Source organism: Fischerella major NIES-592, from assembly GCF_001904645.1.
Classification (GTDB): domain Bacteria; phylum Cyanobacteriota; class Cyanobacteriia; order Cyanobacteriales; family Nostocaceae; genus Fischerella; species Fischerella thermalis.
Map to the genome: position 1 here is coordinate 564,340 of NZ_MRCA01000002.1, position 15,074 is coordinate 579,413.

The following is a 15,074-nucleotide window of genomic DNA, read 5'->3' on the forward strand; positions in this document are numbered from 1 at the left end:
CCGCGCTCTACGCTAAGCGTGAGCGCTGGGTAATCTACTTACTTCCTGTATGTACAGTTTTCACCCATTTCAAACGCTTAGGACGCACAGACATGCGAACGGTGGTGCTACTGATTACTATTAACCAGTGAAGCATATAAAGAGTACCACGCACAGTCTGAAGCAGCAGCATAAAATAACTAGACAAATTTAGCCCCTTTTGTTTTCTGATCCGTACCAGACCAGCAAACATACCTGCCATTGACATTGTAATAGTCAAGCCTGTCATGGGGCTAAGTATCGGTGGACGATGTCGAGCGATCGCCATCAATAAATCTGGTACTGCTGCTGTGGGCAGAATGTACTGGCTAAGTAGAAAAACCAGTAAATCCCAGGTTTTGCGGCTACCCATGCGGTTTTTGACAATTAAATCCCAATAATCTAAATACCGCTGATAACCGCCTTCTGCCCAACGGTTACGTTGATGCCAAAGAGCGATCGCACTGACTACGCCCTCTTCTTCAACTGCGGGATCAAAGACATTTTCAATGTCCCAGTTGTCTAGGTGTAAACGGAATGTTAGATCCAAATCATCAGTGATCGTCTCTTCATTCCAGCCACCACAACGTTTGAGTGCTTCTCGCCGGACAAATTGACCGTTACCCCGTAGTTCACCCAATCCACCAATAACAGTCCGCCCTTGTTGGAAATAGGCATCTAATGCCATTTCTGCCATTTGTCCCTTTGTCCAAAAGTTTTCTTTGGCGTTGGCGATCGCTTTTCGCACTTGCACCGCCCCCACCTTTTGACGTTCAAACAAGGGAACAACTCGTAGCAGTATGTCTGGTGGAACTTGAGCATCAGCATCAAACACCGCCAAAACCTCACCCTTAGTTAGTGGCAAAACCTGATTCAAAGCTCCAGATTTGCCACCACCTGCTCCTGGTGAACGTTGCAGAATTTTTAATTGATCGTATTTTTGGGCTAGTTCTGCTAAAAACTGCGGCGTGCGATCACTGCTGTTATCATCAATAATCCAAACTTCATACTTTCCTTCTGGGTATTCCAGACTGCAAAGATTTTTGACGAGTTTGCCAATCACAGCTTCCTCGTTTTTGGCAGCTACTAACACCGAAACATAGGGGTAATCACCCTCTAATTGCTCATGAGTACGGCGGGGTTTAGCAAACACCAGCACAAATACATGAAGCCCGATGATAGTAGTCAGTCCTAGTACGAACAAATAACCCCAAGAAACAAGATGCAACGCGATCGTGCCACTCCAGATCATAGTTAGAACTAGAGCCGCTTTGCGTCTGCGACCTTGAAACCGGGACGGATGAGACACACAAGGCGATGTCTCTTGTGCTAACTCCTCTTCCACCGCTAGCTCAGAAAGCAAAGAGTCAAGCGGATCAAGCTCTTTGTAAGAATCGTTTTCGGGCCAGAAATTCGCTGGCATAGGTCACTTGATTTAACCACCAGTATTTGTCAACACCCATAAAGAAGCTGGGTATTAGGTAACACCAAACTGTACACCCCTCACACACTTTTAACTTACCTTGAGATTGGCGGTAATTTTCTACCTCCTCCGACTCCCGATAAAGTTCGTAGAGCCGCCCCCGAATAGGAACTCCGGTTTGGGCAAAGTGATAACAAGGTAGCAACAGCTCGTCATTAGGAGAAATTGCAATGACTGCATCTACCGCTTTGCAACGGGGATTTTTAGTGTCATTGCCCCCAGCTTCAATAAAAGCCAATGCAGCCTTATTGTACCCGACATTTTTGTATTTCTTGGCAGTAGCTTCTATTGCCGCCACCATTTGAGGAGTAGGATTTTTATTGGAGTTATAGTGTTCATGGGCTGTAAAAGCAGGGTTCAGCCAGACGCGCACGCCTAAATTTTTACCCAGTTCAGCCACTTCATCAATACATTCGTAGTTTTGGGCAGTGACGGTATGATTGAGTACTGGAAATTCTCCCAGAGACTTAGCTATTTTTACCGACTCGACCAAATTGTCAAAAATTTTCACTCCACGCGAGTGATCGTGAGTCTCTGCATCCGCCCCATCCAAAGAGAAATTCAAAAAGTCCACTAAACCCTGAATTTCTTTTGCTTTGTGCGGATACAAAATTGTATTTGTGGTCATACTAGTATAAAAACCTTGGCGCTTCGCCTCGGTATATATCTGACCCACATCTTGCCGCAACAGTGGTTCACCACCTGTGAAGTCTACATATTTAACTCCCAGACGGCGTAAATCCTGCAAATTATGTTTGATCGTCTCAAAATCAGCTTCTTTTCCTGGCTCTAATGCCCAAATGTTACAAAAATGACATCGAGCATTACAACGATAAGTCAAGTAGTAGTTTGCAACCAGTGGTGCCATAAAATCCTATAGTGTTAAACCACTAAAGTTTTCCTTAAGACATCTTTAAACGTAGTTTACACACAGTCAATGATTATTTAGTTATTTGTCATTTGTCATTGGTTAGTGGTTGATTGTTGGTTTTTGTAGAGACGTGCCATGGCACGTCTCTACATTAGTTAGTGGTTAGTTGTTTGTTTTCTTCCTTGTCCTCCTTGTCCTCCTTTCCTTGTCTCCCCACTGCCCCTAATCCCCACTCCCTGTCGGTCGTGGGGGCCCCGAGTTCCCCATCACCCCACCTCCCCACCTCTTTAATAGAAAGTGTGTATAATAACACTCCTTTTGGGAACACTATGTAAGACCACTAGTATCCTTCGTTGTCAACTTACGTGAGGAATATTACAGTATGTCTTTTGAGCAACTTCAGCCTGCGACGCCACAACAAACAAATGTCTACTTGCCATACATTCAAAGCAGCAAGCGCAATTTCTTACCCTATGCCATCAGCCTCTATCACAAAGGTGTTTTGGAAGGACAACGAAAAATAGAAGGCAGTGAGAATATTCCTTTTGTGGCAACTTGGAATACTGCCACCCTACCCTCAGACTTAACCCGTTGTCGAATCCAGTTTGAAGGTAACGCAGAGCTAAGCTATGAAGTGATGATGGCTAGCTTCGAGTTCATAAATTTTTTAATTGAGATGATGGAAAATTATAAACGCTATCGACTTACCGATTTTTCTCAGAGCTTTTACCGTAAACTCTTACGGATAGATGAATGATATTGGTTGGTGGTTAGTAGTTAGTGGTTAGTGGTTATTCCTCCACTCCCCCCACCTCCCAATCCCCTAATGTCTCCTATGGCAACAACGCGATCGCACTAGTTCGCCCTAAAATTAGGAAACACCAAGCAAAGGTTGTGCCGACTTTTGAATTTAGGAGTGCATGTGTGCCAAAATCTGCTAAACATTTGCTAATTGGTTCGACGGAGGCTTACAGTGGCAAATCTGCAACTGTCCTGGGTTTGTCTCATCTGCTACAGCAAAAAGGATTGGATGTTGCCTATGGCAAACCCATAGGAACTTGTTTAAGTGAGTCTGCTGGTAGCATGGTTGAGGAAGATGTCCAGTTTATTGCAGGTAGCCTCAATCTGCCCGAAAACCGCATCGTACCATCCATGCTGGCTTTAAATGAAGCCACAATTCAAAAACGTCTGCGCGGGGAAGACAAAACCGATTATTGCCAAGCTTTAGTACAGCAATATCTACAAATATCGGTTGGTCATTTGGTGTTGCTAGAAGGGCCAGGTAATCTGGAAGAAGGCAGTTTGTTTAACTTGTCTTTACCACAAGTGGCTGAAATAATTGATGCTGCTGTGGTATTAGTTAGCCGCTATCAATCGCTGCTCTCGGTTGAGTCCTTGCTGTCTGCTAAACAGCGACTAGGAAAACGTCTAATTGGTGTCGTGATCAACGACGTTCCTGCACAACAAATACCAGCTTTAGATAAAACTATTCGTCCATTTTTGGAACAGCAGGATATAGCTGTGTTAGGAATATTGCCGAAAAACGACTTGTTACGTAGCGTCAGCGTTCGTGAACTAGTAAATCAATTAAATGCCGAAGTTCTTTGTCGCAGCGATCGCTTAGATTTAATGGTGGAAAGTTTAGCTATTGGAGCAATGAACGTCAACGCTGCTGTTAAGTATTTTCGCAAGCGTCGGAATATGGCAGTAGTGACAGGGGGCGATCGCGTCGAAATTCAGCAAGCAGCTTTGGAAACTTCCACCCAATGTCTGATTCTGACTGGACAACTACCACCACCGAATTTCATTCTCACCCGCGCTGAAGAACTAGAAATCCCCATCCTATCAGTAGATTTAGATACATTAACTACTGTAGAAATTGTGGATCGGACTTTTGGGCAAGTGCGCGTCCACGAACCGGTTAAAGTCCACTGCATCCGTAATTTAATGGCTGAACATTTTGATATTACTCGTTTGCTCAGTCTCCTGGATTTAAGTCCAGCAGCTGCCTTGCCATAAAGTATACCCGTTCTCTGAAGATGGCTACAGATGATGACACGGGAACACGTGACGGGGAAATTTATGTGTAGCAGGATTTTAGAGAATTGGTATTACTGGCTCCAGTACAGTTGCACCTTTAGCAGCTGAAATCGGTAAGCGCTTTGAATCCGAGCATCCCGGCGTGCGAATTGATGTCCAATCAGGGGGTTCTTCTCGCGGTATTTCTGATGCTCGTCAAGGCGTGGCTGATATTGGTATGGTTTCCCGTGCCTTCAAACCGGAACAAAAGGATTTAAAAGCATTTTCCATCGCCCGTGATGGCGTGATGATGATTCTCCACAACGTTATTTCAACTGTTGTTACCTGCTGCTGTCCCCGGTTTGGTTCTGGGTATTGGTCGAGCGATCGCGGAGACTGCGGCATTAATTTTTACTAGTGGCTAAGTTGATCGAATGCCAGAATCGCTACTAGATTCGGGACGTGCGCTTTCGATTCATATTATGTAACAGGTGCAAGAGGTTGATGATGTAATCAACGCCCAGCGACTAATCTATCTGTGTCAATCGGTGTTTATCGCCTTGCACTGTGTTCGTTAACCAAAAAATGATTTTTGCTACAGCTTTAATTCACATCAAGCGTGAACTATGAATTATTTAGAAACACTAAATGAAAACAACTTCACTCACGCTTTGAATGTACTTGCAACAAAAGATCCAGACCTAGACTACATTCTCAATACTTTTGGCTTACCTCCATTGTGGATGCGAGAACCAGGTTTTGCCACTCTCATTCAAATCATTCTCGAACAACAAGTTTCTCTTGCTTCAGCCAAAGCAGTTTTTGAAAGACTACAAGCAAAAATCTCACCAATTACTCCAGAAAATTCTGAGTGAGCGATCGCTTCGGTAATTAAGTCGGTAGCTGAACAAAATCATTATCCAAAGGACAAAAATACCCTGAAAAAATTAGCTAAGTCGACGCTGTCAGAAAACCATTTATGAGTCAAGTCTACTGCTTGATAGTGGTTTATTCCTCAAGACTAGACGCACCCAAAACGGAGAATTTCCCCAAATCAGGTGCGTCTTATGTGTCCTCTTCTCAATAACCCTTTGTCTCAACTTCTGAGATCAGGGAGCAAGGGCATTACCGCGAATTAAGCTACCAATGGTCTTGGCAGTAATTTTGAGCTGGGTAATAGGATTAGCCGGCACAACGGTTTTGTACAGATAGCTATCAAAAGTTAGCCTTTGTACATCAAGGTCAGCACACATTTCCACAAATGCCTCGCGGGTGGCATCGGAACGATAAAATACGGTTTGTAGCAGGTCTAATACTTTGTAGGTGAGTCCGTATTTCTTATCCCAACGCTTTAAGTAAACCTTAAGGTCAGCTTCCGTGGGGATGCGAATACCGCCGTTGGACACTTCTACAATGGTTTCAGCACACATGCGTCCAGATTTAGCAGCAAAGTAAATACCTTCTCCAGAGGATTTGGTAACATAACCTGCTGCATCTCCGACTAAGGCGACACGACCGACGACGCGACGGGGACGGGGGTGTTCAGGGATGGGATGTGCTTCTACTTTAATGATTTGACCGCCTACTAGTTTACGGGCAGCACGGGCGCGGATACCAGCTTGCAGTTGTTTGATGCTGGCTTTGTTTACATGCATTGTGCCAGTACCGACAGCTACGTGGTCGTATTTGGGGAAAACCCAAGCGTAGAAGTCGGTAGAAACGTCGTCACCGACGTACATTTCTGCTAGATCATTATAATAGGACATTTGCTTTTGGGGCAGGCGAATCCGCTCTTGGAAAGCGATCGCATAATTATAATCCCCAGCATCTATCTCTTTGGCAATACGGGAGTTTGCCCCATCCGCCCCAATGATTAAATCAACTTTGAGGGTTTTGGCAATGCCTTGGGCCCCACCTTCTGTATGGTCTACATAATGGATGGTATAGGGGTCAGTGTTGTTTCTGGGTATATCTAGTTTATGAACAGTCGCATTTATTAAATTTGCGCCTAGCTTTGCCGCACGATTCCGCAGATAACCATCCAGCACCTCGCGACGGCACATTCCTATATATTCTTCTTGTTTTACTAAATTGATATCAACCTCACGATTAGAGGGTGAAATCATTTTCATCTTCCGCACTTGGCGATCAATAATATCCTGAGGCAGGTCAAATTCGCTGACCATGCACAGGGGAATTGCACCGCCACAGGGCTTGGCATTGTCTAGCTTGCGCTCGAACAAGTAGGTTTCAATCCCAGCTTTTGCCAAAGTTTCTGCGGCAGATGAGCCAGCTGGGCCTGACCCAACAACAGCAACCCGTAGTGTCAAAGGTCTACTCCCAATCTTAACTTTTACCGAAAGCATCGTATCACGGACTTTTGGGTCATTTCTCTTTGTCTCTTGGGATTTCACGGAATTGCAATATTCCTTAATGTTTCGCAATCAAAAATGCACGTTAATAAGATATTCTTATGTATTTGATTGTACACAGTCTATAGTCAGACAATTTTTGGATCGATGAGGCACGGGTGGCAAAGTTTCACTTTTGGTCATTGATTTTTCCCATTACCTATTACCAGCCTACGCGACAGTATTAAGTATTCAAGCGAACATGATATGATTGGTCATTTTTCCTACCATCCATAACACACCCAAAACTAACTACAGATGGAGTGAAGCACCAAGAATTTTAACTATCATTATCATTGCCTAATAATTAATAATCCTGTCTATAATCTCCTCTATATGAGAATTCCTAGTTATTTTTTCACCTTTTTCTCGACTTCTGCAAGATGGTACAAGCATTCGGTAAATCAAAAAATAGCTTATTTACTATTACCTTTTGTAGGAATAACAGTAGGATTTTTGAGTAGCTGCACAAGAAATTTATCTAAACAGGTTCTTTCGCCTGCTGTTCCTTCTCCAACTTCAACTATCTACGCAGTATAATTATTCATTTTGACTTCTCTCTTGAGAGTCAAATCTTTATCTATCTGTAGTTTTAATTTGTCAGCCATCAGAAGAGTAGAAAATATCATAAATGCATGAATACTATTTCTTAAGTAGTAATTTTTAAACTTATATTCCATAAGTCACAATTTTTTCACTATTGGAATTTAAGCTGCAATTAAAGGAATATTTCTACCTATTCTAAATGAGAAATAAAAATCAAAATTAAATCTTGTACTTGCCAATTTATATTGAATCAATGGAGATATCTATGAATCAACAAAATCTCAAAACGACAAAACATATAGGGCGATTAGGAAGTATGTTTGGCGGTTTATTAATCGGTTTGTCAGTTACATCCCTAGCTGCATCAGCAGCTCCTTCTTCTGTACTCAACCCCTGTCCTAGAATTTTCTACGAAGAGCCACATAATAATCGAGTTTTGGTTCCGCAGGGATGTCCACCGAATGCTGCAACCCTGAGACAGCAAGGTCAAGTATCTGGAGAACAGACTACTCCTGTTGCTCCTGGTGTTACAGGCGTAACTCCGATACAACCACCTTTGCCAGAAACTAGACAGAATCCGATCGCCACCATCACACCAACAGCAGGTACGGTAGATGTGAGAATCAAAAATAACACTAATGTCAGTGTTTCCTATCAAGCGATCGGACATACCGAGCCGCGATCACTTGCAGGTAGAGAAGAAATTGTCCTGCAAGGTCTACCAACACCTGTAACCATAACAATGGTACGTGAAGATGGAGGATTACTCCAAGTTCAGCCCACCTCTGATTCCCCAGAGGGAGTACTAACAGTTTTGCTGGATGAAACAACTAACTTCAATAATAGTCGGAGTGCATTGAGAATTCAACAGGATGGTCAGGTCTTTTTGAACTAAATCAGCTTAAAAGTTGCTGTTGCAAATATCTAACTTCAATACATTTTTAGTGTCGTTTGTATACCTTTTGTATCCCTACCCAAAACATACTTACACTTATAAAGATGTGGGTGTGTGAATAGGGATTTTTCACAATTGCTCCACAATTTGAGCATTGTTGTGATGTATTTTTGTTATCCAAGTGTTTGGTGAGAAAGTTATTCCTGCTCTGGCGTAAACAGGGAGGTGGGAAAATGGGGTCTCCTCAAAAGACAAAAAAGTGATCGCATATCTACCATATAGAGGCGATCGCTTTTTTGGGATTCATTGATTTTTTAAAAAAGTGGGGGTTCTGACGCCTTGCGAAGAGTTAATACCCATGTGGTCGAGTACTACTACCACAACAGTTAACTCACATTAGGGGAAGCCTTAAATCATTAAACTAGAAGTGTTTGCATTAAAGGCTGATCTTCTGATATCTTGCCTGTCCGCAACCATTCTTCTAACTGTGCTGGTGCTTTGGCTTGATTGAGTTTCTCGCGCAGTTCTGCACCCTCGAGAATTTCTTTTTGCAACAGTTCCTGAGCGGTTTGTTCTAGCAAGTCACGGTTTTCGTGCAAAATAGTTAAAGCTATGTGATGAGCATTATCTACTATTTGCTTTACTTCACGGTCAATTTCCTCAGCTACTTGTGGACTAATAGAGCGACGCGGATTACCGTAACCTTCAATGAACTGCTGTTGAATCTTCTCAAATGCCACAGGGCCAAGTTTATCGCTCATTCCGTAGAGAGTAACATAGCGTTCTGCTAAATCAGTGGCTTTTTGGATGTCGTCACTAGCACCAGTGGAGACTTTACCAAACACTGTTTCTTCTGCGGAACGTCCACCCAAAAGGATAGCAATACGACCACGAATTTCATCTTCAATCATCAAGAAGCGGTCTTCTTCCGGCATTTGGATTGTATAACCTAAAGCACCCACGCCTCGAGGTACAACAGAGATTTTTTCGACTTTACCAGATCCTGGCATCAAAGCACCAATGATGGCGTGACCAACTTCGTGATAAGCTACAGTCTTCTTCTCGGTTTCATTGAGGACGCGAGAGCGTTTTTCTAAACCAGCTACAAGGCGCTCGATCGCTTCGTTGAAATCTGCCATTGTCACTGCTTGGCGATTTTGCCGTGCAGCCATCAGTGCAGCTTCATTCACCAGGTTAGCCAAGTCTGCTCCAGCAAAACCAGGGGTTTTAGCGGCTATATTGCCCAAGTCTACATCTTCAGCTAATTTAACGTTGCGAGCATGAACTTTCAGAATTGCTTCTCGACCAATTTTATCAGGACGATCCACAACTACTTGACGATCAAAACGTCCGGGACGGCGCAAGGCTGGATCAAGGACTTCTGGGCGGTTGGTTGCAGCAATAATGATGACACCGGTATTCGCATCAAAGCCGTCCATCTCGGTGAGTAGCTGGTTGAGGGTTTGTTCCCGTTCATCGTTACCACCCATGATTGGGCCTGCACCACCACGAGATTTACCCAGGGCGTCTAATTCATCAATAAAGACGATACAGGGTGCTTGTTGTTTCGCTTGTTCAAATAAGTCACGCACACGGGCTGCACCTACACCCACAAACAGCTCGATAAATTCGGAACCAGAGATGCTGAAGAAGGGAACACCTGCTTCCCCAGCAATGGCTTTGGCTAACAGGGTTTTACCAGTTCCGGGAGGGCCTACCAACAATACACCTTTGGGGATTTTCGCGCCCAAGCGGGTGTATTTAGCAGCATTTTTCAGGAAGTCTACGATTTCTTCTAGTTCGGCTTTAGCTTCATCTACACCAGCAACATCTGTAAATTTTACACCTGTTGTTCCTTCGGAATAGATACGAGCTTTGCTTTTACCTACAGTAAGTGCAGCAGGGCCACTACCACCACGATTGAGTAAAAAGCCCCAAATTCCAAAGAATATTAATGGTGGTACAACCCAACTCAGAAGAGTGGAAATCCAACCATTTTGGTTTGGTGGCGGTGCTGCAAATTCGACATTATGGTCGCGGAGAATCTTAGGTAAATCCAGATCAACTGCTATGGGTGTGGTTTGGAAAACCTGTTCAACAGTTTTGCCATCGGGCGTTTGAGTTTTAATGGAATATTCAATGCGATCGCTACCCACAACCGCTCGATCAACTTTACCTGCTTCTACCTGAGCCACAAAATCACTATAGGGGACTTGTGGCAACCTGGGGCCAAAAAAACTGGGAACAATAAAGTTAAGGAGTAACAATAGGGTAAAAAGGATCAGTAAACTACCACCAAACTGTCGTACCCTTGAGGGTTTAATGGGATTTTTATTATTGTTAGTTTCTACAGGCATTTTTGATTTACTCTCCGATTGAAAAGTTTGTTTTGTTGTTTGTTGGTGGTTGTTGGAATCACCAATCAACAACTAACTACCAACTATGAACTCAATAATTGTTTGTTGTTGGAATCACCAATCAACAACTAACTACCAACCATCAACTTAATAAAAGCGCAAATAAACCACACAAAGCGATACCATCAAATACGCCAGCACCTCCAATACTTAATACTCCTGAACTTTTAGCGACAATATCCTTCAGGTGCAATAAATCAGCACCAATTAAAGTTCCCAAAATGCCGCCTGCAAAAGCAACAGGTGCTGCATGGGAAGAAGCAATTAACATAGCTGACACAGCAGCAGTCAAGGGTGCTAGTAAGGGGTTCATTTGGATACCAATTCCTGGCACTACCCGCGCTGCATAGTAGCTTACTGCTGTGACAATCGCAGTCACTGACAAAATAGCTAATATATTTCCTTGCGTAAATTGATACAGCGCTAATAGTACAGGGATTAAGCCGCCACCTACGTTGAGAGCTATGATAGTGGAACGTTGCACTTTTCTCAGAGGAATACCCCAAAACTCCTTTAACCACAAATCGATAAAATCGTTTGCTACAACAATCTCAGATTGAGTGCGGTACAAAGGTATGTTAATGGTGCTGCCTAAAATCACCAGCGTCAATAATAGAAAAGCTATATTAGGAGAAAATCCCAACTTAGCTACTGCGATTTGTACCACATCTACTGCTAGCGCTAACCAGAGAAAAGGGACTAGTAGCAGCAGCAGCAGAAATAATAGTAGTGAAACTGGCAAATAGATCATAAAGGGTGTGCAAGCAGGGAGTTTGCTTTTGCTCTGCTTGAATTTATTGTAAAAATTGGGTGTTACAATTCGTTTTCGTGTGTACCCCCCTATCACAATGGCAATAGCCGTACTTTCTATGAAAGATCAACTTAGCTTTGTTTTAAAGGTATTTTTACTCTCTGTTGTGATTTCGCTATTGATTAAGTATGTGGGTCCTTTTATCTTTATACCTGCGACGTCAGTCAACGCTTTGATTATAGTTTTATTCCCGACTGTGATGATGGCGATCGCTCTGTTGTGTCGATTTCAAGCCCACAAACAAAGTTAGCTTATCCCTACAAGGTGAAAGTTGCTAAAATCAGCTAACCTAGCTGCTTTTTACAGTTATCAGTTATCAGTTAACAGTTATCAGATTTGCCTGTTCACTGAAAATTGGTAGGTGATGACTGATTTCAGATAGCAGTCTATTAACTGCCAGGAGTTAAGGCGTGAATCTAGGTCAATGGATAGGCTTAATTGCCATACTTTTATCATTGTATATATTGTGGCAACTAAAAGAAGTACTTCTACTGATGTTTGCTGCGATCGTACTAGCAACTACCTTAAATCGGCTCGCTCGCAGATTTCAACGTTCGGGAATGAGACGTGGATTTGCTGTAGCTTTGTCAGTAGGCATTTTTATAGCTGGTATTATTGGTTTTTTCTGGCTAATTGTCCCGCCTTTTGCCGTTCAGTTTCAACAACTCACCTATCAGGTTCCTAGAGGTATAGAGCGTTTTAATACTTGGCTTTTCCATCTCAGATCAGCCCTTCCTAGCCAGGTAACTCCATACATTCCTGATATCAACAGTTTAAGCCAACAAGCACAACCATTTATTAATCGTGCAGTTGGTACTTCTTTTGCCGTTGTTTCTGGCTCTTTGGAAGCTGTTCTCAAAATATTATTAGTGCTTGTTTTAACAGGGATGTTCTTAGCTGAACCCCAAGCGTACCGCAAGTTATTTATTCGGTTATTTCCTTCCTTCTATCGGCGACGAGTAGATGGAATTTTGGATAAATGTGAAGTTTCCTTAGAAGGATGGGTTACAGGCGCTTTTATCGCCATGTCTGTAGTAGGACTGATGAGTGTCATTGGTTTATCAATTTTGCGAGTTCCCGCCGCCCTAGCTTTAGGTGTTTTAGCAGGATTTTTAAACTTGATTCCTAATCTAGGCCCAACACTCAGCGTCATCCCAGCAATGGCGATCGCTCTTTTGGATGCTCCCTGGAAATCTCTGGCTGTCTTGGGACTCTACTTTTTTATTCAACAAGCTGAAAGCAATTTCATCACGCCAGTGGTGATGGCGCATCAGGTTTCCTTACTACCAGCGATTACTTTAATTGCCCAACTATTTTTCGCCTATTTATTTGGCTTTTTAGGCTTATTTTTAGCTCTACCACTAACTGTTGTAGCTAAAATTTGGTTGGAAGAAGTTTTTGTGAAAGATGTTTTAGATAAATGGAATGGTAAGTCTAAAAGAGAAACTGAATTTGTCATAGTTTCTGATAAATTAAACGAGGAAACTGCAAAAGCAACAGATGATTTAGTAGTCAAAAAAATCACAAATAATGAAGAACAATCTGGCATTGATGATGATTAGGAGGGGGAGATGGGGAGGATACGAGAGAAAATAAAAAACTAACCACTAACTACTATTGTACAGACGCGATGTTCCTCATATGCTCCTATTTTCGCATAATCATATTCAGGGAGGCGAATTGAGCGACGATGATGTTTTTGTGCATCAAATTTCATGATTAATTAAAGTCTTTGCATTCATTCAACCAACATGCGATTTGTAGGGGCGAAGCATTTGTTGCCATAATTTTTGGTCAAAAAGAAGTATCTCTATACAAATGCTTCGCCCTCAAAGGTTAACCAATGTGTAAACCCTATGTTTAATTTGCCCATGAAGACACCCATATGAACAGCGATCGCAACTCTTTACGATTACCTATAACTTCTAGATTGGGAGTTAAGATACTAAAAAATAGTGCTGCCATGTCCAAAACATGACAGCACATGCTTATTATCCACAATTTAACTAAGACCTCGTATTAGCAGCGATCGTCACTTCTTTTTGTTTTCCTGGTTCTCCCAGTTGCTTAGCTTTTTCTTTATTGATGCTTACTAATACACCACCAGCATTGTTAGTTCTGACTGTTAGTTGCTCTTGAGCTTTCCAAGTTTTGTGAGTTCCTTCTGGTAGTTCCCCTTCATACTCTACCTTGCCATCAACTAATACCTGAATCCAAGATTTTTCTGTGAGGGTCAAACCAATTTGCACTTCTTGAGGATTTACACTTTTATTTATATCACTAACAGGCTGAAACTTTTGCGATTGAATTACAGTCTCTTGATTCTGGTTAGGCTGATTTTGATTATTTTTTGCTGCTTGCAAAGCATTAGCATTTAATAACTGAGATAAGCCACCTACAGAAAACAAAATCATAAATATGTAAAGTATGTAAAGATGCAATGGACGTAACTCACCTATTGGTGCACGTTTCCAACTAGATTTTAAGCTCACTCGATGAGTTCCAATCGGAAAACTACTGGCAAATTCTGCACCATTCAAACCTAATGCATCAGCAAATTGCCGAATTAAACCCTGAATGTAAACTGGTTCGGGTAGTTCTGCTAAATTACCTTCTTCAATTGCTTGCAATAGTCGTCGGGGTATCCTGGTCAATATAACCATTTCGTCTAATGATAAACCTTTTTCCTGACGTGAGGAGCTAAGTTGTGCGCCCATTGCTGTTAACTTTTCCCTTTGCTGTTGCTCTAATGAAATTGTAAACTCATGCTTCTTTTTACTACTTAGCCAATTCATGTTTTATTTTTACTCCTTAAACCTAGCTAAATCGTTAATAGGAATCTGCTTTAACTTTTTGTAAAAAGCGAATTTCACTTTCTTCTAGGTGACGATATTCACCTTCACGTAAAGATTTACTTCCAGGCGATTGTAGTTGAATCGGGCCTATGGCGGTACGATGCAATTTAATGACTGGATGTCCTAACAGTTCAGCGACACGGCGAATCTGACGATTTCTTCCCTCCTTTAAAATGATTTCCAAACAAGTAGTATCAGCAAAATTTTTGATTAATTTCACCTGTGCTGGTCGTGTCTTTCTTCCGTCTAACAGCACACCCTGACGCCATGTACGTAGTACTGATTCGGTCGGATGTCCTTCTACTAGGACACGATAAGTTTTGGGGATACTATGGCGTGGATGGGTAAGCCAGAATGTTAACTCTCCGTCGTTTGTCAGGATGATTGCTCCTGTGGAGTCTATATCCAAGCGACCAACAGGGTGAATACCTTGACCAAAGTGCAATTCTGGTGGTAGCAGATCTAAAACAGTCTTTCTTCCTTGGGGATCATGGCAAGTGGAAACTACACCTATGCCTTTGTGTAGTAGCAGATACACTAAAGTCGGACGCTGCTCAGATGATACTGGCTTGCCGTCAACCGTGATTGTATCTTTTTGAGGATCTACTTTTTGGCCCAAGTGTGCTAAATCACCATTGACCCGGACGCGCGATCGCCTAATCATTTCTTCGGCTTGACGGCGTGAGGCAATACCCCATTGGGATAAGATTTTTTGTAACCTTTCCTCCATGCGGAAATTACTTGACTT

The 15,074-nt window shown here is 42.5% G+C and carries 14 protein-coding genes; 7 read left to right on the forward strand and 7 right to left on the reverse strand.

Annotated features, from left to right (window positions below; translation table 11 throughout):
- Positions 1-34 precede the first annotated feature (34 nt).
- On the reverse strand, positions 35-1,441 hold the full coding sequence (locus tag NIES592_RS06385) for a glycosyltransferase (RefSeq protein WP_073555232.1): 1,407 nt from the start codon (positions 1,439-1,441) through the stop codon (positions 35-37).
- Complete coding sequence (locus tag NIES592_RS06390) at positions 1,395-2,369, reverse strand: radical SAM protein (RefSeq protein WP_073555233.1); 975 nt, start codon at positions 2,367-2,369, stop codon at positions 1,395-1,397. The genes NIES592_RS06385 and NIES592_RS06390 overlap by 47 nt, the downstream gene beginning before the upstream one ends.
- A gap of 385 nt (positions 2,370-2,754) precedes the next feature.
- Here NIES592_RS06390 and ebsA point away from each other — a divergent pair, with 385 nt between their 5' ends.
- The 4 genes from ebsA (at position 2,755) to NIES592_RS06410 (ending at position 5,266) form a co-directional block, all read left to right on the forward strand.
- The gene (gene ebsA, locus NIES592_RS06395) at positions 2,755-3,129 is read left to right on the forward strand and encodes a type IV pilus biogenesis protein EbsA (protein ID WP_009457513.1); all 375 of its coding nucleotides are present in this window, start codon (positions 2,755-2,757) and stop codon (positions 3,127-3,129) included.
- A gap of 167 nt (positions 3,130-3,296) precedes the next feature.
- Positions 3,297-4,391, forward strand: a complete 1,095-nt coding sequence (locus NIES592_RS06400) for a phosphotransacetylase family protein (RefSeq protein ID WP_073555234.1) — start codon at positions 3,297-3,299, stop codon at positions 4,389-4,391.
- 130 nt (positions 4,392-4,521) lie between these two features.
- Positions 4,522-4,809: a substrate-binding domain-containing protein gene (locus tag NIES592_RS06405; protein ID WP_256678074.1), complete on the forward strand. Its 288-nt coding sequence runs from the start codon at positions 4,522-4,524 to the stop codon at positions 4,807-4,809.
- 208 nt (positions 4,810-5,017) lie between these two features.
- Entirely contained in the window at positions 5,018-5,266 is a 249-nt protein-coding gene (locus tag NIES592_RS06410) for a hypothetical protein (RefSeq protein WP_256678069.1), read from the forward strand.
- Between the two features lie 234 nt (positions 5,267-5,500).
- On the opposite strand, the gene chlP is transcribed toward NIES592_RS06410, so the two are convergent.
- The gene (gene chlP, locus NIES592_RS06415; RefSeq protein ID WP_073555235.1) at positions 5,501-6,757 is read right to left on the reverse strand and encodes a geranylgeranyl reductase; all 1,257 of its coding nucleotides are present in this window, start codon (positions 6,755-6,757) and stop codon (positions 5,501-5,503) included.
- An 856-nt stretch (positions 6,758-7,613) separates the two neighbouring features.
- Here chlP and NIES592_RS06420 point away from each other — a divergent pair.
- Complete coding sequence (locus NIES592_RS06420; protein ID WP_073555236.1) at positions 7,614-8,243, forward strand: hypothetical protein; 630 nt, start codon at positions 7,614-7,616, stop codon at positions 8,241-8,243.
- A 416-nt stretch (positions 8,244-8,659) separates the two neighbouring features.
- Here the strand turns inward: NIES592_RS06420 and ftsH are convergent, their stop codons facing one another.
- Positions 8,660-10,600 carry an ATP-dependent zinc metalloprotease FtsH gene (gene ftsH / locus NIES592_RS06425; protein ID WP_062250410.1) on the reverse strand — a complete coding sequence of 647 codons (1,941 nt, stop codon included), beginning with the start codon at positions 10,598-10,600 and terminating at the stop codon, positions 8,660-8,662.
- Positions 10,601-10,742: 142 nt separating this feature from the next.
- The gene (locus tag NIES592_RS06430) at positions 10,743-11,411 is read right to left on the reverse strand and encodes a DUF1614 domain-containing protein (RefSeq protein WP_062243760.1); all 669 of its coding nucleotides are present in this window, start codon (positions 11,409-11,411) and stop codon (positions 10,743-10,745) included.
- A 118-nt stretch (positions 11,412-11,529) separates the two neighbouring features.
- Between NIES592_RS06430 and NIES592_RS06435 the strand changes: the two genes are divergently transcribed.
- Positions 11,530-11,721 (forward strand): hypothetical protein, encoded by a 192-nt coding sequence (locus NIES592_RS06435; protein ID WP_178379493.1) that lies wholly within the window; start codon positions 11,530-11,532, stop codon positions 11,719-11,721.
- A 160-nt stretch (positions 11,722-11,881) separates the two neighbouring features.
- Entirely contained in the window at positions 11,882-13,033 is a 1,152-nt protein-coding gene (locus tag NIES592_RS06440) for an AI-2E family transporter (RefSeq protein ID WP_062243765.1), read from the forward strand.
- A 444-nt stretch (positions 13,034-13,477) separates the two neighbouring features.
- Here NIES592_RS06440 and NIES592_RS06445 read toward each other — a convergent pair whose 3' ends face one another.
- Both NIES592_RS06445 and NIES592_RS06450 read right to left on the reverse strand, forming a co-directional pair.
- A complete protein-coding gene (locus NIES592_RS06445; protein ID WP_062243771.1) occupies positions 13,478-14,266 on the reverse strand; it encodes a helix-turn-helix domain-containing protein in 789 nt (262 codons plus the stop codon).
- A gap of 34 nt (positions 14,267-14,300) precedes the next feature.
- Entirely contained in the window at positions 14,301-15,056 is a 756-nt protein-coding gene (locus NIES592_RS06450) for a pseudouridine synthase (RefSeq protein WP_062243773.1), read from the reverse strand.
- Positions 15,057-15,074: the final 18 nt, after the last annotated feature.

Coding starts and splice junctions, on each gene's coding strand:
- NIES592_RS06420 (WP_073555236.1), top strand. CDS start 7,614: ATGAATCAACAAAATCTCAAAACGACAAAACATATAGGGCGATTAGGA.
- NIES592_RS06385 (WP_073555232.1), bottom strand. CDS start 1,441: ATGCCAGCGAATTTCTGGCCCGAAAACGATTCTTACAAAGAGCTTGAT.
- NIES592_RS06450 (WP_062243773.1), bottom strand. CDS start 15,056: ATGGAGGAAAGGTTACAAAAAATCTTATCCCAATGGGGTATTGCCTCA.
- ebsA (WP_009457513.1), top strand. CDS start 2,755: ATGTCTTTTGAGCAACTTCAGCCTGCGACGCCACAACAAACAAATGTC.
- ftsH (WP_062250410.1), bottom strand. CDS start 10,600: ATGCCTGTAGAAACTAACAATAATAAAAATCCCATTAAACCCTCAAGG.
- NIES592_RS06445 (WP_062243771.1), bottom strand. CDS start 14,266: ATGAATTGGCTAAGTAGTAAAAAGAAGCATGAGTTTACAATTTCATTA.
- NIES592_RS06410 (WP_256678069.1), top strand. CDS start 5,018: ATGAATTATTTAGAAACACTAAATGAAAACAACTTCACTCACGCTTTG.
- NIES592_RS06430 (WP_062243760.1), bottom strand. CDS start 11,411: ATGATCTATTTGCCAGTTTCACTACTATTATTTCTGCTGCTGCTGCTA.
- NIES592_RS06390 (WP_073555233.1), bottom strand. CDS start 2,369: ATGGCACCACTGGTTGCAAACTACTACTTGACTTATCGTTGTAATGCT.
- NIES592_RS06435 (WP_178379493.1), top strand. CDS start 11,530: ATGAAAGATCAACTTAGCTTTGTTTTAAAGGTATTTTTACTCTCTGTT.
- chlP (WP_073555235.1), bottom strand. CDS start 6,757: ATGCTTTCGGTAAAAGTTAAGATTGGGAGTAGACCTTTGACACTACGG.